20 protein-coding genes are annotated in these 19,952 nt (G+C 62.6%); 6 read left to right on the top strand and 14 right to left on the bottom strand.

Features of this window, described 5'->3' with window-relative positions:
- Window positions 1-7: 7 nt before the first annotated feature.
- From hemF to AB7E19_RS18465, 6 genes are all read right to left on the bottom strand, one after another.
- Window positions 8-916, bottom strand: a complete 909-nt coding sequence (hemF, locus tag AB7E19_RS18490) for an oxygen-dependent coproporphyrinogen oxidase (RefSeq protein WP_103244068.1) — start codon at window positions 914-916, stop codon at window positions 8-10.
- 100 nt (window positions 917-1,016) lie between these two features.
- Complete coding sequence (locus tag AB7E19_RS18485) at window positions 1,017-1,577, bottom strand: Sua5/YciO/YrdC/YwlC family protein (RefSeq protein WP_039039520.1); 561 nt, start codon at window positions 1,575-1,577, stop codon at window positions 1,017-1,019.
- A gap of 273 nt (window positions 1,578-1,850) precedes the next feature.
- A complete protein-coding gene (locus AB7E19_RS18480; protein WP_080769941.1) occupies window positions 1,851-2,408 on the bottom strand; it encodes a DNA topoisomerase family protein in 558 nt (185 codons plus the stop codon).
- A gap of 55 nt (window positions 2,409-2,463) precedes the next feature.
- The gene (locus AB7E19_RS18475; protein ID WP_010672510.1) at window positions 2,464-2,937 is read right to left on the bottom strand and encodes a DUF494 family protein; all 474 of its coding nucleotides are present in this window, start codon (window positions 2,935-2,937) and stop codon (window positions 2,464-2,466) included.
- The gene (gene dprA / locus AB7E19_RS18470) at window positions 2,930-4,045 is read right to left on the bottom strand and encodes a DNA-processing protein DprA (RefSeq protein WP_041212158.1); all 1,116 of its coding nucleotides are present in this window, start codon (window positions 4,043-4,045) and stop codon (window positions 2,930-2,932) included. Before dprA ends, AB7E19_RS18475 begins: the two co-directional genes overlap by 8 nt.
- A 1-nt stretch (window position 4,046) precedes the next feature.
- A complete protein-coding gene (locus AB7E19_RS18465) occupies window positions 4,047-5,135 on the bottom strand; it encodes a LysM peptidoglycan-binding domain-containing protein (protein ID WP_041214093.1) in 1,089 nt (362 codons plus the stop codon).
- Between the two features lie 108 nt (window positions 5,136-5,243).
- Here AB7E19_RS18465 and def point away from each other — a divergent pair, with 108 nt between their 5' ends.
- The 5 genes from def (at window position 5,244) to AB7E19_RS18440 (ending at window position 11,053) form a co-directional block, all read left to right on the top strand.
- Window positions 5,244-5,756: a peptide deformylase gene (def, locus tag AB7E19_RS18460; RefSeq protein ID WP_010672507.1), complete on the top strand. Its 513-nt coding sequence runs from the start codon at window positions 5,244-5,246 to the stop codon at window positions 5,754-5,756.
- 12 nt (window positions 5,757-5,768) lie between these two features.
- Window positions 5,769-6,713, top strand: a complete 945-nt coding sequence (gene fmt / locus AB7E19_RS18455) for a methionyl-tRNA formyltransferase (protein WP_183149171.1) — start codon at window positions 5,769-5,771, stop codon at window positions 6,711-6,713.
- Window positions 6,714-6,773: 60 nt separating this feature from the next.
- A complete protein-coding gene (rsmB, locus tag AB7E19_RS18450; protein ID WP_322131274.1) occupies window positions 6,774-8,066 on the top strand; it encodes a 16S rRNA (cytosine(967)-C(5))-methyltransferase RsmB in 1,293 nt (430 codons plus the stop codon).
- 74 nt (window positions 8,067-8,140) lie between these two features.
- Complete coding sequence (gene trkA / locus AB7E19_RS18445) at window positions 8,141-9,517, top strand: Trk system potassium transporter TrkA (RefSeq protein WP_010672504.1); 1,377 nt, start codon at window positions 8,141-8,143, stop codon at window positions 9,515-9,517.
- Between the two features lie 93 nt (window positions 9,518-9,610).
- On the top strand, window positions 9,611-11,053 hold the full coding sequence (locus AB7E19_RS18440) for a TrkH family potassium uptake protein (protein WP_010672503.1): 1,443 nt from the start codon (window positions 9,611-9,613) through the stop codon (window positions 11,051-11,053).
- Between the two features lie 82 nt (window positions 11,054-11,135).
- On the opposite strand, the gene rmuC is transcribed toward AB7E19_RS18440, so the two are convergent.
- Together rmuC and AB7E19_RS18430 are read right to left on the bottom strand one after the other, a co-directional pair.
- Window positions 11,136-12,467 carry a DNA recombination protein RmuC gene (gene rmuC / locus AB7E19_RS18435; RefSeq protein WP_322131277.1) on the bottom strand — a complete coding sequence of 444 codons (1,332 nt, stop codon included), beginning with the start codon at window positions 12,465-12,467 and terminating at the stop codon, window positions 11,136-11,138.
- Entirely contained in the window at window positions 12,464-12,679 is a 216-nt protein-coding gene (locus tag AB7E19_RS18430; RefSeq protein ID WP_010672501.1) for a hypothetical protein, read from the bottom strand. The genes rmuC and AB7E19_RS18430 overlap by 4 nt, the downstream gene beginning before the upstream one ends.
- A 137-nt stretch (window positions 12,680-12,816) precedes the next feature.
- Between AB7E19_RS18430 and AB7E19_RS18425 the strand changes: the two genes are divergently transcribed.
- Entirely contained in the window at window positions 12,817-13,329 is a 513-nt protein-coding gene (locus AB7E19_RS18425; RefSeq protein ID WP_010672500.1) for a ferredoxin-type protein NapF, read from the top strand.
- Between the two features lie 52 nt (window positions 13,330-13,381).
- Here the strand turns inward: AB7E19_RS18425 and AB7E19_RS18420 are convergent, their stop codons facing one another.
- From AB7E19_RS18420 to AB7E19_RS18395, 6 genes are all read right to left on the bottom strand, one after another.
- A complete protein-coding gene (locus AB7E19_RS18420; protein ID WP_010672499.1) occupies window positions 13,382-13,834 on the bottom strand; it encodes an Rrf2 family transcriptional regulator in 453 nt (150 codons plus the stop codon).
- A 275-nt stretch (window positions 13,835-14,109) separates the two neighbouring features.
- The gene (locus AB7E19_RS18415; protein ID WP_041212154.1) at window positions 14,110-14,949 is read right to left on the bottom strand and encodes a PfkB family carbohydrate kinase; all 840 of its coding nucleotides are present in this window, start codon (window positions 14,947-14,949) and stop codon (window positions 14,110-14,112) included.
- Window positions 14,950-15,009: 60 nt separating this feature from the next.
- Window positions 15,010-15,981 carry a LysR substrate-binding domain-containing protein gene (locus AB7E19_RS18410; RefSeq protein ID WP_041212153.1) on the bottom strand — a complete coding sequence of 324 codons (972 nt, stop codon included), beginning with the start codon at window positions 15,979-15,981 and terminating at the stop codon, window positions 15,010-15,012.
- Between the two features lie 153 nt (window positions 15,982-16,134).
- Window positions 16,135-16,863, bottom strand: coding sequence for a glutamine amidotransferase-related protein (locus AB7E19_RS18405; protein ID WP_010672496.1), 729 nt, complete (start codon window positions 16,861-16,863; stop codon window positions 16,135-16,137).
- Between the two features lie 83 nt (window positions 16,864-16,946).
- Window positions 16,947-18,443, bottom strand: a complete 1,497-nt coding sequence (locus AB7E19_RS18400) for a CoA-acylating methylmalonate-semialdehyde dehydrogenase (RefSeq protein ID WP_039039524.1) — start codon at window positions 18,441-18,443, stop codon at window positions 16,947-16,949.
- 98 nt (window positions 18,444-18,541) lie between these two features.
- Window positions 18,542-19,870 carry an aspartate aminotransferase family protein gene (locus AB7E19_RS18395; protein WP_427936181.1) on the bottom strand — a complete coding sequence of 443 codons (1,329 nt, stop codon included), beginning with the start codon at window positions 19,868-19,870 and terminating at the stop codon, window positions 18,542-18,544.
- Between the last annotated feature and the right edge of the window lie 82 nt (window positions 19,871-19,952).

Genomic DNA, 19,952 nt, shown 5'->3' with positions numbered 1-19,952 from the left:
CCTCTGGTCACAACCACTCGCGCGGTTTGAGGTAGTCGCTGTAGAGCAATGCCTCCGGGCTGCCAGCCTCCGGCTGCCAGTCGTACTCCCAGCGCGCCAGCGGCGGCATCGACATCAGGATGGATTCGGTGCGCCCCCCCGTCTGCAGTCCGAACAGGGTCCCGCGGTCGTAGACCAGATTGAACTCCACGTAGCGGCCACGGCGATAAAGCTGGAATGCCCGTTCCCGCTCCCCATAAGCAAGCTCCTTGCGTCGCTCGACAATCGGCAAGTAGGCCGCCAGGTAACCCTCACCCACTGCACGCATGAAGGCAAAGCAGTCGGCAAAGGGCCAGCGGTTCAGGTCATCGAAGAAAAGACCACCCACCCCGCGCGTCTCGCCCCGATGCTTGAGGAAGAAGTAACGATCGCACCAGGATTTGAACTCGGGATAAATGTCGGTGCCGAACGGCTGACAGAGCTCATGGGAGACCTGGTGCCAATGCCTCACGTCCTCTTCGAACGGATAGAAAGGCGTCAGGTCGAAGCCGCCACCAAACCACCAGATCGGCTCCTCCCCCTCTTTCTCGGCGATGAAGAACCGCACATTCGCATGGCTGGTCGGTACATAGGGATTATGCGGGTGGATCACCAGCGATACCCCCATGGCCTCAAACCTGCGGCCAGCCAGTTCGGGACGATGTGCGGTCGCGGATGCCGGCATGGCATCGCCATAGACATGGGAGAAGTTGACCCCACCTTGCTCGATCACCGCCCCCTGACGCAGCACCCGTGTTCTACCGCCACCACCACCTTCGCGACTCCAGGCATCTTCCACAAAGCGCCCGCATCCATCGGCCTGCTCCAGGCCACGGCAGATATCATCCTGCAATTGCAGCAGGAAGGCTTTTACCTGGGCCACATCCGGTTTGCTCATTTTATCTCCTGTCAGACAGGCATCATGCATGCACTGCCTGCACTTCTCGTATTGTCATGACCTCATCGCACAACCTGCATGAAACAGGGCCGTGCCCAACTCAGGATGGGCGAATGATGGCCCCGGTGCGGGCGTCCTTGATTTCGGACGGGTTGGCTTGCCCCCCGACTTCGCCGGGCAGAATGTAAGCCAGCTGGCTTGCCAGCAGATCGCCAATATCAGCCACCCGGCGAGCGGGCTCCTCACCGGTGAGATTGGCACTGGTGGACACCAGCGGTTTGCCAAATGCCCGGCAAAGCCCTTGCACCTGGGGATGGCCTGTGACCCGCACCGCCAGGGTCTCGAACTGACCGGTCAACCAGGACGGCGTCGTCGCGCGAGCGGGCATGATCCAGGTGAAGGGACCAGGCCAGCTCGCCTGCACGCGAGCAAGCTGCTCATCGCTGAGCTGGCTCAGGTCGATGTAGTCCTGCAATTGCGCCAGATCTGCCGCGATCAGGATCAATCCCTTCTCCACCGGCCGCTGCTTGATGGCCAGCAGCCGCTGCACGGCGGCTTCGGAATCAGGATCACACCCCAGACCAAACACGGCTTCGGTGGCATAGGCGATAACCCCTTCTCCTTGAAGGGCGGCAACCGCTTGTTCAAATTCATTTGGCATAAGCACATGCGACAGCCACGCTGCCGCCTCTCATCACTGGATTGTATGTTGAACCGACATGACGGCATCGGGGCCATCACTGCTGCGATATGGGCTATATCCCTGCTCCTCTTCAGTCATGCATTTCGGCTCAGACGCTTGCGTGCATCAGTGAACCGAACAACCGCAGGGAGCTTGAGATGGCGATCAGGAGCAGGGCGACTTGGGCGATGCGCATCGGCTCACAACCTCACGCTGACCAGCAATCCGCCTGCCTGATCACGGGCGGCGAGATTATACCCGCTCAATCTGGTGGGAGCATTTCTTTTGCGGGCAGACCCAGCGCAGGTTTCCCCGCACCTTCTTCTCGACCATGATGCCCCAGCCACACTCGGGACAGGGTATGGGAACCGGCTTGTCATTCACCACATACTTGCAGTGAGGATAGGCGTCACACGAGTAGAACTGTTTGCCATAACGGGATGTGCGGCTCACCAGATGACCTTTGCCACACTCCGGGCAGAGGATTTGGGTATCGTCACTCTCCTGAAGGGATTCGATATGCTGACAGGCCGGGTACTGGGTACATCCCACAAACAGACCGTAACGACCCTTCTTGATGGCCAGTGGATGGCCACAATCCGGACAGGACGACCCCTCGAGCACTTTCTCTATGTCGCGGCCAGAGGGGGTGAGGGAGCGAATGTAATCGCAAGCGGGATAGGCTGAACAACCAAGGAAGGGACCGTGCTTGCCCTGGCGGATCACCAGTTCAGCACCACACTGCGGACACGGCTCGCGCTCGAAGGCATGTTCGTGGGCAGAGAAGAGGTGGTGATCGATCTTTGACATGGGCCGCGCCTTGAAATCCAGATGGCCTGAATTCTACCAGCGCGGCACCGGGCTGTCAGTGGATGACGCCGTCCGACTCGTCAAACACCAGCTCTTCCATCTGCTGGTAGGCGTTTTCGCTGCCTGGCACATTGAACAGCACCATCATGACGACCCACTTCAGATCGTCCAGCTCGATGTCCGGCTTGTCCAGCTCGAGCAACCGTTCAATGCAGATTTCACGGGTTTCGGCATTCAGCACTTGCGCCTGCTCCAGGAACAGCAGGAAACCGCGACATTCAGTACTGAGGCGAACCAGCTCCTGCGGCGCATAGATCCGCATAGAGCCCTGCTGGCTTGCGGTGACATAGACTTCCCGCTCGCTGTCGTGCAGGTTGGCCAGTCGCTCCAGCCAGTTGAGCGCTTTCTCGATCTCGTCCTTGTCGAAACCGGCCCGGCTCAGTTCGTCGGTGAGTTCATCCTGCTCGACCATCACATCTGCATCGCTGTGGATGTAGGTCTCGAAAAGGTACATCAATACATCAAACATGATTCGCCCTCCTCGCTCTGACGTATCCACCGGCTACCGCCATCACTGCACCAACCAGCTCCAGCTCTACCAACCTGCCCAGTACGACATCGACAGGAAGCCGGGCCCGTTCGGCAACGGTATCCACGCTCGTGGTCTCATAATCTACGTTATCCAACAAATCGGCATAAGGCAATTCGCTATTATGCTGCGCCTCGGAAGAACCGTTGGCGGGTCCAGGGGGCAAGACCAGCCTTGGAAACTCTTCCAGGATATCGGCGGCATTCAAGACCAGCTTGGCACCCTGTTGAAGCAGACGGTTGCACCCTGCTGCCTGTGCATTTTGCGGGGCGCCGGGAACGGCAAAGACCTCGCGGCCCTGCTCCAGCGCATAACGGGCCGTGATGAGCGAACCACTCTGTTCTGCCGCTTCCACCACCAGTGTCCCCAGCGACAGACCACTGATGATACGGTTGCGGCGAGGGAAGTGTTCAGCCAGGGGGCCTTGCTGGGGCGCCAACTCGGAGACAAGCAGACCTTCCTGCTCGAGGATCTGCATCGCCAACCCCTGATGACGCTTGGGGTAGAGACAATCCAGACCGGATCCCAGCACCGCCAGGGTGATTCCGCCCGATGCCAGCGCCTGCTGATGGCAGACGCCATCGATGCCCAACGCGAGGCCGGAGGTGATCGCCAGACCACAGCCCACCAACTCGGCACACAAGCGTGTCGCATTGTCTTTGCCGGCATAGGTGGGATGGCGGGTACCCACCATCGCCAACTGTGGCAGGGAGAGGGATGAGACGTTCCCGCGGCAGTAGAGCAAGAGCGGGGCGCCGGGAATCTCTTTGAGCAGGGCAGGATATGCGGGGTCATCGGGACAGAGGAGGTGATTGCCGGACTCGGCGGCCCAGCTCAATCCCTGCTCCACGACAGGAAGAGGCCATCTCATCTGCTGAATCTGGGCACTCTGCAGACCAAGAACTCGCAGGGCGCCATCGTCTGAGTCAAACAGAGTTGTGATGTCACCACCCACATGAGCCAGCAGGCGAGCGGCGGTGACCGGGCCTATGCCTGTAACGGCATCCAGCGTCAGCCATAGCGACAACCGCTCCAGTGGCAAGGACACGTCAGAAATTACTGACCTGATAACCAGAGCCGACCAGATCCTGGCTCTGCAGGATAAGACCGTAACTCAATTTGTCGTAGACCTTGAACAGCATGACTCTGGCAACGGCCTCGGCAGGCAGCGATGACTTGCCGGCAGAATAGAACGCCTTGTCATAGACGGATGAATATTCCCGGTATGACACCTTGCCATTCTTGTCCACCATCTCGGCTCCCGGGCGCAGGATCTCGAGCACATCGCCCGGGGCCACCTGATCACGCTCCCCCTTGTTGATGAGTACCACATCAAATTTGCCCCCACCATGTACCTTGCTCGGCAGCTCGATCACATAGCCGGGGGAAATGGAGGGTGCCGCCTTTGGCATGAACACGGCAGAGATGCTCTCCTGCGACGGCAGCGGCATCACCTTGTCACCCTGATACACCTCACGCCGGTTATGGGTCAGCGTCACTTTGGTGGTGTCGTGGGCAAGATACTCCTCTGCCCGCACCGTGCCGACAAAAATCGCCTCCTGACCGAGCGACTCGCCAGTATGCTTGTCCTTGTATGCCACCCCCGGGCGATAGAGGCCATAACTCTGACCCGGGTTCAAGGCTCCTTTCACATAGAGAATGTCGCCCTCCAGCATCCCGACATGCTTGTCATTGTTGCCGAGCACATAGGGCAGGTCCTTGCTCTGCTGGCTATTGGCCAGAATGTGGTCGGTCTGCAGGAAGGGCGCTATCTCGCTCAGAGGCAGGGTCGGTATGGGATTGGCCTTGTTTTCATAGCGGTTCTTGGGCGAGAGACGGATGACCTGCTTGCCCCCCTGACTGGCTTTGCCGAGCCGAGGCTCACCATTGACCCAGCTCAGGTGCAGCACGTCACCGGGATAGATCCAGTGGGGATTGGCGATCTGCGGATTGATGTTCCAGAGGCGTGGCCAGAGCCAGGGTTCGGCCAGATACTGGCCCGAGATGTCCCAGAGGGTGTCCCCTTTTTGCACCACATAAGTCTCGGGGTAACCGGATTTGAGCGTCAACTGCTGTGCCATGGCGCCACCGGCCAGGGCTGTCGCCAGGCAGGCGACGACGATTTGCTTCAGATACATAACACTCCCTGTTACTTCTGCACGCAAAGTGTTGCTGTTTTTTGTCGGCGTAAATGACTAGAATTACGTCAATATTGACTGCGTTTATATGAAACTAAAGAAAAAATTATGGCCATTCTAGATGTATTGCGTTTCCCCGATGAGCGTCTGCGCACAGTCGCGGCCCCTGTCGAAGCCTTTACACCCGAGTTACAACACATTGTAGATGATATGTTCGAAACCATGTACGCGGAGGAAGGCATCGGCCTGGCCGCGACCCAGGTCGACATTCATCAGCGCATCATCGTCATCGATGTCTCCGAGAACCGCGAAGAACAGCTGGTGTTGATCAACCCGGAGATCCTGGAACAGTCCGGCAGCACCGGCATCGAAGAGGGCTGCCTCTCCGTGCCCGGCAACCGTGCTCTGGTTCCGCGCGCCGAGTGGGTCAAGGTCAGGGCGCAAGATCGCCACGGCAACACCTTCGAGCTGGAAGCGGACGATCTGCTCGCCATCTGCATACAACATGAGATGGATCATCTGGTCGGCAAGCTGTTTGTGGATTACTTGTCCCCGCTCAAGCGCCAGCGCATTCGTCAGAAGCTGGAAAAGATGGCCCGTGAAGATCGCAAAGTCCTCTGAGGATCCGCTCCATTGAACAAGCTGAAACTGATTTTTGCCGGTACCCCCGACTTCGCCGCCCGTCATCTGGCGGCGTTGTTGTCTTCCGGCCACGAGGTCGTCGCCGTTTATACCCAGCCGGACAAGCCCGCCGGTCGCGGCCAGAAGCTCACTGCCAGCCCGGTCAAGGAACTGGCGCTGGCCCACGATCTGCCGGTCTATCAACCTGCCTCCCTGCGCAATGAAGCGGCGCAGGCCGAACTGGCCGCTCTGGGTGCCGACCTGATGGTCGTCGTGGCTTATGGCCTCATCCTCCCCAAAGCGGTGCTCGATACGCCGCGTCTGGGCTGCATCAACGTGCACGGCTCCCTGCTGCCACGCTGGCGTGGTGCCGCCCCGATTCAACGCTCCATCTGGGCGGGGGATGCCGAAACCGGCGTCACCATCATGCAGATGGATGTGGGACTGGATACCGGCGCCATGCTCCGCAAGGTAACCTGCCCCATCGCCAGTGATGAGACCTCTGCCAGCCTCTATGACAAGCTGGCTGGTCTGGGCCCGCAGGCACTGGTCGATACCCTGGACGCCATGGCTGCCGGCGACACCGCTGCCGAGCCCCAGGACGATGCGCTGGCCAACTACGCCGAGAAGCTCTCCAAGGAAGAGGCCCGCATCGACTGGTCGATGGACGCCGTTGCCATCGAGCGCTGCATCCGTGCCTTCAACCCCTGGCCCATCAGCTGGTTCGACGTCGCCGGACAGACCGTCAAGGTGTGGCAGGCCGAGGTCGTCGCACAGGATCACGGCCAGGCAGCCGGCACCCTGCTCAAGGCCGACAAGCAGGGGATCGAGGTTGCCACCGGTCAGGGCGTGCTGCGCCTGCTGACCCTGCAACCTCCCGGCAAGAAGGCCATGTCCGTTTCGGATCTGCTCAACTCTCGCCGCGACTGGTTTGAACCCGGCACGCAACTGATTTGATCTGGATTGAATTGACACAAGCGGGGCCCTGGCCCCGACTTGTGCATCTAAGGTAACGCTATGAAAACACGCGCACAGGCTGCTCTCGTCATTCAACAGGTGCTGGATCAGGGTCAATCTCTCTCCGCCGTTCTGCCTGCTGCCCAGGAGAAGGTCGCCCCTCGCGATCGCGCCCTCCTGCAAGAACTCTGCTACGGCACCCTGCGCTGGCTGCCCCGCCTCGATGCGGCGGTCAGCGAGATGATGGACAAGCCGCTCAAGAACAAGAGCCGCATCTTCCACTACCTCATCCTGGTCGGCCTCTACCAGCTCATCTATACCCGCATTCCGGCTCACGCCGCCGTGGCCGAGACCGTCAACGCCGTCAAGCTGCTCAAGGGCTCTTCACTGCGCGGCCTCATCAACGGCGTACTGCGCAACTTCCAGCGCAGCGCCGAAGTGATCCTGCTGCGCATCGACCGCGTCCCCAGCGTCCGCCTCGGCCACCCCGAATGGCTCACCAAGCGCCTGCGTCAGGCCTATCCCGAGGATTGGGAGTTCATCATGGAGGCCAACAACCAGCGCCCGCCCATGTGGATCCGCAACAACAGCCAGCGCCAGAGCCGCGAGGCCATGCTGGCCCGCATGAGCGAGGCGGGCATCCCGGCCATGGCCGGTGTGGAAGGGGAAGATTGCATCCTGCTGGAGCGCCCCTGCGACGTGACCAAGCTGCCCGGCTTCGAGCAGGGTGACTGCTCGGTGCAGGACGGTGCCGCCCAGCAGGCCGCCGCCCTGCTCGATCCCCAGCCGGGCGAGTGGGTGCTGGACGCCTGCGCCGCCCCCGGCGGCAAAACCGCCCATTTGCTGGAACGCCAGCCGGCCCTTGCCGGCGTGGTTGCCGTCGACGCCGACGACAACCGCCTCAAGCGGGTGCAGGAGAACCTGGATCGCATCGGCCTTCAGGCCCAAGTGATCCACGGTGATGCCAGCACGCCGGATCTGTGGTGGCCACAGGGGCAGTTCGACCGCATCCTGCTGGATGCCCCCTGCTCCGCCACCGGCGTCATCCGTCGTCACCCCGACATCAAGTGGTTGCGCCGGGATCAGGACATCCGCGAGCTGGCCGAGCTGCAACGCCGCATTCTCGATGCCCTCTGGGGCAAGCTGAAGCACGGCGGCACCCTGCTCTATGCCACCTGCTCCGTGTTGCCGGAAGAGAACCGGGAGCAGATCCGCGCCTTCCTGGCCGATACCCCGGATGCCCGCCTGGTGCCGTTGCATGCAGAAGACACCCCGGCCTGTCCGGGTCGCCAGTTCCTGCCCGGCGAGGCGGAGATGGACGGCTTCTACTATGCCAAGCTCATCAAGCTGTAGGCCGAACCGGCGGATGGCAGGCCCGGTGACGGGCCGCCTCATTACGAAGCAACAACCTTGAGTAAGATGGCCTTATGAAAATCATCATTCTGGGCGCAGGTCAGGTGGGTGGCACCCTGGCCGAGAATCTCGCCGGCGAGAACAACGACATCACCATCGTCGACACCGACAGCGAGCGCCTGCGCGAACTGCAGGACAAATTCGACCTGCGGGTGGTGAACGGCCATGGCGCCCATCCCAGGGTGCTGCGCGAAGCCGGCGCCCAGGATGCCGACATGCTGGTCGCCGTCACCAACAGCGACGAGACCAACATGGTCGCCTGCCAGGTCGCCTACTCCCTGTTCAACACCCCGAACAAGGTGGCGCGCATTCGGTCCCCCGCCTATCTGGTGGAGCGGGATCGCCTGTTCCTGCCCGAATCCGTCCCCGTGGATCACCTGATCGCCCCCGAGCAGCTGGTGACCGACTACGTGCGTCGCCTGATCGAGTATCCGGGGGCGTTGCAGGTGGTGGATTTTGCCGACGGCAAGGTGGGCCTGGTGGCGGTCAAGGCCTATTACGGCGGCCCCCTGGTGGGCAATGCGCTCTCCACCCTGCGGGAACACATGCCCAACATCGAAACCCGGGTCGCCGCCATCTTCCGCCAGGGGCGCTCCATCCGCCCCCAGGGCACCACCATCATCGAAGCCGATGACGAGGTGTTCTTCGTGGCCGCGGCGGGCCATATCCGCGCCGTGATGTCGGAGCTGCAACGCCTCGAGAGCCCCTACCGGCGCATCATGATCGTCGGCGGCGGCAACATCGGCGCCGGCCTTGCCCGCCAGCTTGAGAAGCGCTACAGCGTCAAGCTCATCGAGCGCAACCAGAAGCGGGCGGAGCAGCTCTCAGAACACCTGGAACACACCATCGTCTTCTGCGGCGATGCGGCGGATCAGGAGCTGCTGGCGGAGGAGCACATCGACCAGATCGACGTCTTCATCGCGGTGACCAACGAGGATGAGGCCAACATCATGTCGGCCCTGCTCGCCAAGAAGATGGGGGCCAAGAAGACCATGGTGCTGATCCAGCGCGGCGCCTACGTGGACCTGGTACAGGGCGGCTCCATCGACATCGCCATCTCCCCCCAGCAGGCCACCATCTCGGCCCTGCTGACCCATGTGCGCCGTGCCGACATCGCCAACGTCTACAGCCTGCGCCGCGGGGCGGCCGAAGCCATCGAGGCGATCGCCCACGGGGACGAGAACACCTCCAAGGTGGTGGGCAAGACAGTGGGCGAGCTCAAGCTGCCCCCGGGCACCACCATAGGCGCAGTGGTGCGCGGTGATGAGGTGCTGATCGCCCACGATCGCACCCAGATACAGCAGGATGACCACGTGGTGATGTTCCTGGTGGACAAGAAGTACATCCCGGAAGTGGAGCGTCTGTTCCAGCCCAGTCCCTTCTTCCTGTAAGCCGGCCATGTCTCTGGCAACGGTATCCGGACCCGGCCCCTTTTCTCAGGAAAGGTCCGGGTCTTTTTTCAATCAACGACCAGGTTTTCTTGCATGATCAAGCTGCATCCCATCGTCTTCACGCTCGGGCTGGTGCTCTCCAAGCTGGCGCTCTTCATGTGGCTGCCCACCCTGCTGGCCCTGCTGACCGGTTCGGAAGGTTTCGTCGAATTTCTCAAGTCGGTCTTGATCACCCATGGTGCCGCCCTGCTCTGCCTCCATTACGGTCGCAAGGCAGAGTTTCACCTCGGCGTGCGGGAGATGTTCCTGCTCACCACCTCCGTCTGGGTGGTCGCCTGTGTCTTCGGGGCCCTGCCCTTCGTCTTCATCACCCATATCGACTTTGCCGACGCCTACTTCGAGACCATGTCGGGGGTCACCACCACGGGATCCACCGTGCTGTCGGGGCTCGACGGCATGGCCCACAGCATCCTGCTGTGGCGATCCATCCTGCAGTGGCTGGGCGGGGTCGGCTTCATCGTGATGGCGGTGGCGGTGCTGCCCTACCTCAACGTCGGTGGCATGAAGCTGTTCCAGACCGAGAGCTCGGATTGGTCCGACAAGAGCGCCCCCCGCGCCAAAACGGTGGCCAACAACATAGTGCTGGTCTATCTGGTGCTCTCCATGCTCTGCTTCCTCGCCTACTGGGTGAGTGGCATGAACCTGTTCGAAGCGGTCAACCACGCCATGACGACCCTCAGCACCGGCGGCTACTCCACCTCCGATCAATCCATGTCCCACTTCTCCCACGCGGCGCACTGGATAGGCACCCTCTTCATGTTCCTCGGTGGCCTGCCCTTCCTGCTCTATGTGCAGGCTCTCTCCCGCCGTGACAACAGCCTGTTCAAGGATGCCCAGGTGCAGGGCTTCTTCTGGCTGATCGTCTGGGTGACCCTGGTCGTCACCTTCTACCTCTGGGTGAGAGACATCTACGGCTTCATGGATGCCTTGCGCATCAGCAGCTTCAATATCGTCTCCGTGCTCACCACCACGGGTTTCGGACTCGGCGACTTCGGCACCTGGGGCCCGCTCACCACCATTATCTTCATCATCCTGCTGGCACTCGGCGCCTGCTCCGGCTCCACCTCGGGCGGGCTCAAGATCTTTCGGGTCCAGGTGGCCTTCGCCCTGTTCAAGAAACAGATGCGCCAGCTGATGCACCCCTCCGCCGTGTTTCCCCAGAAGTACAACGGCCGTCCGGTCAACGACGCCATCATCCGCTCCCTGATCTCCTTCGTGCTGGTCTACTTCGCCATCATCCTGCTGATCGCCGCCCTGCTCGCCGCCATCGGGCTGGACCCCCTGACCGCCATCTCGGGCTCCATCACCGCCGTGGCCAACGTGGGCCCGGGCATGGGGCCTGTCATCGGTCCCAGCACCAACTTCGCCAGCCTGCCGGATGCGGCCAAGTGGATACTGTCGTTCGGCATGCTGCTGGGACGCCTCGAGATCCTGACGGTGGCGGTGCTCTTCTTCCCCTCCTTCTGGAAGCAATAAGCAGCCGTCCAGGCTGTTGCATGAAACGAAAAGGGCAGCCAATGGCTGCCCTTTTCGTTGTCCCGGCGAATGACGACTCCCCTCAGTCCGCCGACTCCTCCCGCTCCAGCGCCCTGTCCACCAGCGCGTCCGGCAAGGGCTTGGTCACCTCGACCCCCAGCTCGCGAAAGCGCTCGGCCTGGGCGATCAGGTTGCCACGACCGTTGACCAGCCGGCCCATCGCCTTGTCGTAGCTCTCCTGCGCCTTGTGCAAGCTGCCCCCCATCTGCTGCATCTCCTCCACGAACAGCCGCAACTTCTCGTAGAGGCGACCGGCCCGCTCCGCTATCTGGCGCGAGTTCTGGTTCTGCCGCTCGTAGCGCCACAGGTTCTCTATGGTGCGCAGCGCCACCATCAGGTTGGTAGGGCTCACCAGCAGGATGTTGTGTTCCAGCCCGTAGCGCACCAGGGAAGGGTCCGCTTCCAGGGCAGCGAGGAAGGCAGGCTCCACCGCCACGAACATCAGCACATAGTCCAGGGTGCGCACCCCGGGCAACTGCTGGTAATCCTTGCGGCCCAGCTCGCGGATATGGTTGCGCACCGAGGCGACGTGCTCCTTGAGCGCCACCGCCTTCTCCAGATCGTCAGCGGCGTTGTACCAGCGCTCATAGGCGGTCAGCGACACCTTGGCGTCGATGATGATGTCCTTCTCCTGGGGCAGGTGGACGATGACGTCGGGCTGGTAGCGCTTGCCCTTGTCCACCTCGATGTTGACCTGGGTGTGGTACTCATGCCCCTCGCGCAGGCCGCACTCGGAGAGGATCCGCGCCAGCACCACCTCCCCCCAGTTGCCCTGCTGCTTGCTGTCGCCCTTGAGGGCCCGGGTCAGCGCCGCCGCCTCTTCGGTCATGCGGGCGTTGAGCTCGGCAAGGCGCTCCAGCTCGAACTTGAGGTTGTGGCGCTGGACCGTCTCCTGGGCGTGGGTCTCTCCCACCTGGCGGCGAAAGCCCTCCAACTGCTCCTTGAGTGGAGTCAGCAGGAGATCCATGCTGTTCTGATTCAGTTCGCGGAAGTTTCCAGCATTTTGTTCAAAGATACGATTGGCGAGGTTCTCGAACTGTTGGCCGAGGCGCTGCTCAGCCTCTTGCTGCAACTGCAGCTTCTCGGCGCTGGCGATGCGTTCGCTGCGCAGGGTCGCCTCGGCCTCCTTGAGGCGGGCGGTGAGCTTGAGCAGCAGGGTCTGCTGCTGATCCAGCTTCTGCTGAGCCAGCATCTTCTCGTCCTGCAGCGCGTCCCAGCGATCCTGCAACCCCTGATAACGCTCCTCCAGCAGCAGCGCCTCTTCACGGCCGCTGCGCCGCCCCCACCACCAGCCGAACAGCAGCGCCAGCCCGCCAGCCAGCATGGCAGGCCACCAGGTCAGCAGCGGGGTCATCGGCGCCCCCGCTGGCGCAGGAAGAGTTCGAGATAGCGGTTGAGCAACAACCAGATCAGCACATAGAGCAGGTAGGCCGCCAGCACCACCCACTTGTGGCTGTTGACCCCGGTATCCAGTTCACTGAACTCGATACCCTTGAGATGGCAGTAGGCCCACATCAGCAGGGGGAAGACATAGAGCAGAGAAGCACGCCACAGAAATAGCCACATGAGTTCATTCAATCCCGCAAAAAGACCCGCCTAGCTTACACAAGGGCAACCCGGCTTGCGATCCTGCCCGCCGCTATTCTCTGGCTTGCCGGCCCAAAACTGGATAAAATTAACCCCTAATAGGTATGGGAGTGGGCATGACGCATTTTTTCTGTCGCTGGCTGGCACACGCATGGGGGAGCCCCCGCAGACCCGAGGTGGTCTGCCATGAGGCACGCCCGCCCTGGGCCATCGACGAGTCCCAGTTCCTCACCCTCTGCACCCGTTGTGGCGACTGCTTCAAGGCGTGTCCCAACGGCCTCATCAAGCCCGCCGATCGCCCCGAATATGACGGCAGCCCCATCGCCGGTACCCCAGTGCTGGATCTCGCCTGTGGCCAGTGCAGCTATTGCGGCAGCTGCGCCAGAGCCTGCCCCACGGGCGCACTGGATCTCTGCCTCGGCCGTCAGGTGCAGACCCGGGTCAGGATAGAGGCGAGCTGCCAGGCCCGTCAGGGCTACTACTGCCTGCTGTGCGAAGATGCCTGCCCCCAGCAGGCGATCAAGGTCGGCAGCGAGGGAGTGACCGTCAACATGGCCGCCTGCGATGGCTGCGGCGCTTGCGGCCTCGCCTGTCTGCACGGAGCCATCACCCTTGTGCCCCAGCTCTGACCGCTGGCAATGACAGAGGGGCCCGCAGGCCCCTCTGTCATTCACCGTGGCATCATGCCATGGTCAGAATATTATCCTGCTCTATGCCGAGAAGGTGGCATAGACGAGTGGGATCCCGCACCGCATCCGCCAAAGTGTACTCCCCCAGCACCTCCAGGAAGGCGTGCATGGCGCGGCGCAGAATGCCCTGGATGCGGCAGCCCCCGGAGAGACGGCAGTTTTCGCGCTTGCAGTCCACCGGGCAGAGCACGTGCTCCATGTCCATCACCACATCGCGCAGGTTGATGGAGACGGCGGCACGGCCGAGGCGGATGCCCCCATGCTTGCCACGCACCGTCTCGATGTAACCCTTGATGCCGAGCTGATGCACTATCTTGACCACGTGATTGCGGGAGATGGCGAAGGTGTCGGCCACTTCCGTGATGGTCGACAGGCGATCACCGGGCTGGATGGCCAGGAAGGTCAGGGTACGCAGGGCGTAATCGGTAAATCGTGTCAGTTGCATGGTCGCACTTGCCTCTTACTACAAGCCAGAAATCAGGACGACAGCCGGTGGCCAAAGAGGGGGTCTGCACATGCGTGCGCACGGGATGGGCTTCTTCGACCGAGTCGTGAAGTCACAAGGGTAAGAGCAGCCCGGGCGGGTGTCGACGAAGATGTACATAAATCGACACTTTCTTTGATTGATCGCAAACTTGCCGCCTCAGCGAGGGGTTTTGGCGGTTTCCGTCGACAAACCCCCACCTCCTCTGCCATCGCCGGAGCCGTTGTCCGGCGAGTTCAGTGGGGCTGCTTCAGCCAGTTGCGCAGCGCCTGGGAGGGGATGGAGCTCTCGGAGGCCACCGCGAAGGCGCCCCAGTCCACGGCGCACTGCAGCGCATCGGCCATGGCCATGCCCCGCGCAAGACCGTGGATGAGACCGCCCGCGAAGGCATCCCCCGCCCCCGTGGTATCCACCACGGAGACCGGTCGCGCCGCCACCCTGACCTGCTCCTCCCCGTGAATGGCCACGGCGCCCGCCTTGCCCTCGGTCAGCACCAGCCATTCAAGCTGCTCCCCCGCGAGCTGGCGGGCATGCTGCCAGGGGTCGCTCACCTCGCCGAGATCGGAGCGGGAGGCCACCAGCACGTGGCAGGGGCGGCGGGCCTGCCCCCCCTTGGGATACTGGGCCACCACGAAACTCTTGGCGAGCATCTGGCGCATGTAGCCCACGATGGCGGTGCCCGGATAGTTCACATAGAGGCAGTCCACCCCTTCGGTCGGCAGATCCCCCGGCAGATCCGGACGACGTGGGCGCCTGAGAATGGTGCGCTCACCGGTGGCGTCCACCAGCACCAGCAGCTCGCCGGTCTCGCCGCCAAAGCGTTCCACATGGCTGCAATCCAGGCCGTATGAGGCCGCCTGCTCCAGCAGCCAGTCACCGGTGTCGTCCAGCCCGACCCGGGAGGCGATGATCACCTCGTGCCCCGCCCACACCAATCCGATGCCGGTATTGGCGGCGCCGCCGCCGAGCCTGCGCCCCTGATCCACATATTGCAGCCGCGCCCCCGCCACCAGAGGTTCGGCCAGGGAGAGCACATGATCACAGTTGAGATTGGCGAGCAGCAGGATGCGGGACATGGAAACCTCGGCGGGAGGAGGCCGACACCCCGGGGTGCCGGCACAGAAACGGAAGCGGGATCAGTAGACGGGCAGCTCCACCCCTGACAACAGCTCGTCGATACGTGCCTGGGTCGGCTGCTGCATCACGTTCTGGATCATCTCCTTGGTGAGATGGGGGGAGAAGGAGCTGATGAAGTCATACATGTAGTTCTGCAAGAGGATGCTCTTGCTGAAGCAGATCTGGGCCGGGCAGGGCTCGAACAGGTGCTCCAGATTGATGGCCACGAGGCCGGGGGCATCGCTATCGTTGGCCACCAGGGAGGAGATGATGCCGATGCCAAAGCCCAGCTCCACGTAGCGCTTGATGACGCCGGCATCCATCACCGTCATGTAGTAGTTGGGAGTGAGGCCGGCCGCCTGGAACACCCTGTCCTGCACCTGACGCCCGGTGGCGCCGCTCTCGTAGCTCAGGATGGGATACTGGCAGAGCTGCTCCAGGGTCGGCTTCTTCACCTTGGCCAGGGGGTGCTCCTGGGGCACCACCAGGGAAAGGGTCCAGAGGTAGGCGGGCAGCGCGATCAGCTCCTTGTCGAAGCCTATCTCGTGGGCCACGATGGAAAAATCCGAGTATCCCTTGCTGATCTGTTCCTTGGTGGCGGACATCACAGGATGCAGGTGGAACGAGATCTTGGGGTACTTTTTGGTGAAGTAGGTGACGCTTTTCGGCAGCAGGTAGCGGGCGATGGTGTGGGTGGTGTGGATGTTGAGGGTGCCCACGGTCGGATCCAGGTACTCCCGGGAGATGGCCTTGATCTTGCTCTCGATATTGAGCATGGCCTCGGCACACTTGATGATCTCCTCCCCCACCGGGGTGATCCGGTGCAGGTGCTTGCCGCGGCGCTCGAAGATGCGCACCCCCAGCTCGCTCTCCAGCAAGCCGATCTGCTTGCTCACCCCAGGCTGGCTGGTATAGAGCGCATCGGAGGCAACGGAGACGTTGAGATTGTGGTCCCGCACCGCGATCAGATACTTCAACTGCTGTAGTTTCAAGGTTGCCCCCTCACAGACTGACGCGGCGCTCGTCGATGGACTAGGCCGCCAAAAATGGCGGCCAGTGTATCATCCGGACTGGGCATATCGCCGCTTGATCCTTCATTTTGCTACAAAATCTAGCATCAGCGCGGTGGATATGACAAACGGGGTTCAGCGCGCGTCGGCCCCGATCGGCAGGATGCCGAGGAACTGCAGCAGCCACTGCATCATGGTGGCGGAATCCACCTCCCCTTCCAGGGAAGAGAGACTGCTCTGGTAATGTGCATCGGGCAGCCTGTCCCGTCGCCGCTCGATCAGGGCCCGGTTGTACGCCACCGAGAATTCCGGGTGCCCCTGGATGGCGACGATGTGATCCCCCTGCAGGAACATGAAGTTGGGGCAGAAGTCGTTGCCCGCAAGCAGGGTCGCCCCCGGCGGAAGCTGCTCCACCTGATCCTGGTGGCTTGCCAGGATGCGGATGGTGTCCAGACCCGGCGCCATCCAGGGTTTTGTCGTCTGCATGGCATGGACCGACACCCCCAGCCCCCACCCCTTGGTGGACTTCATTACCTCCCCTCCCAGCGCCTGGGCGATCACCTGGTGGCCGAAGCAGACCCCGGCCAGCTTGACGTTGGCATCGTGGGCCCGGCGGATCCAGTCGCGCAGCGCCAGGATCCAGGGGATGTCGCTGTAGGCATCGTGACGCGAGCCGGTAATGAGCCAGGCATCGCATTCGGTCAGATCCGGGGGCAGATCGCCGTCGAGGGCGGACCAGACCCGAAATTCCAGCTCGGGGGCCAACGCCCGGAAACCCTTGATAAACATCTCGGAGTAAACGGGACCAAAATCCCCCACCAAATCGGGGTCCAGCCGGTCACAATCGAGAATACCCAGTCGCATCTGTTACTCCTTGACAGAAGCGCCCCCGCAGACCGGCGGCCTGCGGGGGCAAGAGATTAAAGCCATGGCAGCGAGCCGGTGGCTCACTTCATGGTCGGCATGGAGAACTCGGCGCCGGCGCGCAGGCTCTGGGGCCAGCGGGCGGTCACCGTCTTCATCCGGGTGTAGAAGCGCACCCCATCCGGCCCGTGCATGTTGAGCGGCCCGAAGATGGACCGTTTCCAGCCACCGAAGCTGTGAAACGCCATGGGCACCGGAATGGGAACGTTCACCCCTACCATACCGACCTGAACCCGCGTGGTGAAGTCCCTTGCGGTATCTCCGTCACCGGTGAAAATGGCGGTGCCGTTGCCGTACTCGTGTTCGTTGATGAGGCGCAGGGCCGTCTCGTAGTCCGGGGCCCGCACGATGGCGAGCACGGGGCCGAAGATCTCCTCCCGGTAGATGCGCATCTCGGGGCCGACCCGATCGAACAGGCTGCCCCCGATGAAGTAGCCCTCGCCATGGCTCAGGCCCCGGCCATCCACCACCAGCTCGGCCCCCTCGGCCACCCCCTGATCCACGTAGCCGCGCACCTTGGCCAGGTGTTCCCGGCTGATGAGGGGCCCCATCTCGTTCTCCGGACTCTGACCGAGGCCGGGGCCGACCCGCAGGGCCGCCACCAGGGGCGAGAGCTTCGCCACCAGGGCATCGGCGGTCTCGTCACCCACCACCACGGCCACCGAGATCGCCATGCAACGCTCGCCCGCCGCACCATAGGCGGCCCCCATCAGGGCGGAAACCGCCTGATCCAGATTGGCATCCGGCATGACCACCATGTGGTTCTTGGCGCCGCCCAGGGCCTGCACACGCTTGCCGTGGGCCGAGGCGGTGGCATAGATGTACTGGGCGATCGGGGTGGAGCCGACAAACGACACGGCACCGACCCTCGGGTCGGTCAGCAGCACATCCACCACCTCCTTGTCGCCGTTGACCACGTTGAGCACCCCGTCCGGCAGGCCCGCCTGCTTGAGCAGTTCGGCCATGCGCAGAGAGAGGGACGGATCCTTCTCCGAGGGCTTGAGGATAAAGGTGTTGCCGCAGGCCAGGGCCACCGGGAACATCCAGAGCGGCACCATGGCAGGGAAGTTGAACGGGGTGATGCCGGCGCAGACCCCCACCGGCTGCATCATGGAGTGACTGTCCACCCCGCGGCCCACGTTGAGGGAGTGCTCCCCCTTGAGCAGATGGGGAATGCCGCAGGCAAACTCCACCACCTCCAGCCCCCGGGTCAGCTCCCCCTGGGCGTCGGAGAAGACCTTGCCGTGCTCGCGGCTGATGAGCTGGGCCAGCTCGTCCCTGTGCTGCTCCATCAGCTCCTTGAAGCGAAACAGCACCCGGGCCCGCACCAGCGGCGGGGTCTGGGACCACTCCCCAAAGGCGCGCTCGGCGCAGGCAATCGCCTCGGCACACTCGTCGGCCGTGCTGAGAACGACGGAGCCCTGCTGCTGGCCGGTGGCCGGATTGAAGATGGCACCGAAACGCTCGCTGCGACTCTCGGTCGTCTCGCCGTCGATGAAGTTGTCGATCCTGTAACTCATAAATCCTCCGTGATGGGTCATCCGTCCTCCCCTCGCCGCGCCGGGGCAGCACAGGGGGATGACGCCCGGGACGAGCGCCATCCTGTGTGATGTGGGGGTCAGTCCTGGGCCTGCAGGGCGTCCTGCAGCAGGGTGAAGAGATCGTCTATCTGGCTGCGCTCGATGATGAGGGGAGGCGACAGGGCGATGATGTCGCCGGTCACCCGGATCAGCGCCCCCTTCTCGAAACAGCGCACGAACACCTCGTAGGCCCGCTTGCCCGGCGCATCGGGCATGGATTCGAGCTCGATGCCCGCCACCAGGCCGTAGTTGCGCACGTCCTTCACGTGCTTGCAGCCCTTGAGGGAATGGGCCCCCTCCTCCCAGTAGCCCGCCAGCTCGGCTGCCCGGGTCAGCAGATTTTCGCTCCGGTAGATCTCGAGGGTGGCCAGACCCGCCGCCGCGGCCACCGGGTGGCCGGAGTAGGTGTAGCCGTGGAACAGCTCGATGGCCCCCTTGCCCGCCGCCATCATGTCGTCATAGATATGGTTTTGCACCAGCACGGCCCCCATGGGGATGGCGCCGTTGGTGAGCCCCTTGGCGCAGGTGATCATGTCGGGGATGACGTCGAACTCCTGGGCGGCGAAGGGGGAGCCGAGGCGGCCGAAACCGGTGATCACCTCGTCAAAAATCAGCAGGATGCCGTGTTTGGTACAGATCTCCCGCAGCCGCTTGAGATAGCCCTTGGGGGGCATGATGACCCCGGTGCTGCCGGCGATGGGCTCGACGATGACCGCCGCGATGTTGCTGGCGTCGTGCAGGAAGACAATCTTCTCCAGTTCATCGGCCAGGGTGAGGTCTTCTGCTGGCAATCCCTTGGTGAACGCATTTTTCCCTATATTGAGGGTGTGGGGCAGATGATCCACCCCGGTCAGCAGGGAGCCGAACCACTTGCGGTTGCCGGGAATGCCCCCCACCGAGATGCCGCCAAAACCCACCCCGTGGTAGCCGCGCTCGCGGCCGATGAGCCGGGTACGGGTCCCCTGGCCGCGAGCCCGCTGCCAGGCCAGCGCAATCTTGAGCGCGGTGTCCACGGACTCCGATCCGGAGTTGGTATAGAAGACGTGACCGAATCCCTTGGGGGCGATCTCCACCAGCTGGTTGGCCAGCTCGAACGGCAGGGGGTGGCCCATCTGGAAGGTGGGGGCAAAATCGAGGTGGGAGATCTGCTGGGAGACCGCCTCGGCGATCTCGCGCCGACCATGGCCTGCGTTGCAACACCAGAGTCCGGCAGTGCCATCCAGTATCTTGCGGCCATCCTCTGAGTGATAATACATCCCCTCTGCCGACTTCAGGATGCGCGGCGCCGCCTTGAACTGCTGGTTGGCGGTGAACGGCATCCAGAATGCGGACATGTCGGGGGTATTGATGTCGCTGACAGGTTTCATGGTCACCTCATCCTTAAGGCGTTTAGTAACACCCGGCTCATGCCTATTAAATTAAACACCTGAATCCATAAAAAAGGGCTTT

Origin of the sequence: Aeromonas sp. (assembly GCF_050252055.1) — a bacterium.
GTDB classification, from domain to species: Bacteria; Pseudomonadota; Gammaproteobacteria; order Enterobacterales; family Aeromonadaceae; genus Aeromonas; species Aeromonas caviae.
This window is presented reverse-complemented; position numbering and strand designations above follow the sequence as displayed.

Excerpts from the sequence above, each read along its gene's own strand:
- AB7E19_RS18395 (WP_427936181.1), bottom strand. The coding sequence starts at position 19,870 with ATGAAACCTGTCAGCGACATCAATACCCCCGACATGTCCGCATTCTGG.
- AB7E19_RS18425 (WP_010672500.1), top strand. The coding sequence starts at position 12,817 with ATGACGCATTTTTTCTGTCGCTGGCTGGCACACGCATGGGGGAGCCCC.
- AB7E19_RS18475 (WP_010672510.1), bottom strand. The coding sequence starts at position 2,937 with ATGTTTGATGTATTGATGTACCTTTTCGAGACCTACATCCACAGCGAT.
- trkA (WP_010672504.1), top strand. The coding sequence starts at position 8,141 with ATGAAAATCATCATTCTGGGCGCAGGTCAGGTGGGTGGCACCCTGGCC.
- AB7E19_RS18415 (WP_041212154.1), bottom strand. The coding sequence starts at position 14,949 with ATGTCCCGCATCCTGCTGCTCGCCAATCTCAACTGTGATCATGTGCTC.
- AB7E19_RS18440 (WP_010672503.1), top strand. The coding sequence starts at position 9,611 with ATGATCAAGCTGCATCCCATCGTCTTCACGCTCGGGCTGGTGCTCTCC.
- hemF (WP_103244068.1), bottom strand. The coding sequence starts at position 916 with ATGAGCAAACCGGATGTGGCCCAGGTAAAAGCCTTCCTGCTGCAATTG.
- AB7E19_RS18420 (WP_010672499.1), bottom strand. The coding sequence starts at position 13,834 with ATGCAACTGACACGATTTACCGATTACGCCCTGCGTACCCTGACCTTC.
- AB7E19_RS18430 (WP_010672501.1), bottom strand. The coding sequence starts at position 12,679 with ATGTGGCTATTTCTGTGGCGTGCTTCTCTGCTCTATGTCTTCCCCCTG.
- AB7E19_RS18485 (WP_039039520.1), bottom strand. The coding sequence starts at position 1,577 with ATGCCAAATGAATTTGAACAAGCGGTTGCCGCCCTTCAAGGAGAAGGG.
- rsmB (WP_322131274.1), top strand. The coding sequence starts at position 6,774 with ATGAAAACACGCGCACAGGCTGCTCTCGTCATTCAACAGGTGCTGGAT.
- AB7E19_RS18400 (WP_039039524.1), bottom strand. The coding sequence starts at position 18,443 with ATGAGTTACAGGATCGACAACTTCATCGACGGCGAGACGACCGAGAGT.
- AB7E19_RS18480 (WP_080769941.1), bottom strand. The coding sequence starts at position 2,408 with ATGTCAAAGATCGATCACCACCTCTTCTCTGCCCACGAACATGCCTTC.
- def (WP_010672507.1), top strand. The coding sequence starts at position 5,244 with ATGGCCATTCTAGATGTATTGCGTTTCCCCGATGAGCGTCTGCGCACA.
- rmuC (WP_322131277.1), bottom strand. The coding sequence starts at position 12,467 with ATGACCCCGCTGCTGACCTGGTGGCCTGCCATGCTGGCTGGCGGGCTG.
- AB7E19_RS18465 (WP_041214093.1), bottom strand. The coding sequence starts at position 5,135 with ATGTATCTGAAGCAAATCGTCGTCGCCTGCCTGGCGACAGCCCTGGCC.
- AB7E19_RS18405 (WP_010672496.1), bottom strand. The coding sequence starts at position 16,863 with ATGCGACTGGGTATTCTCGATTGTGACCGGCTGGACCCCGATTTGGTG.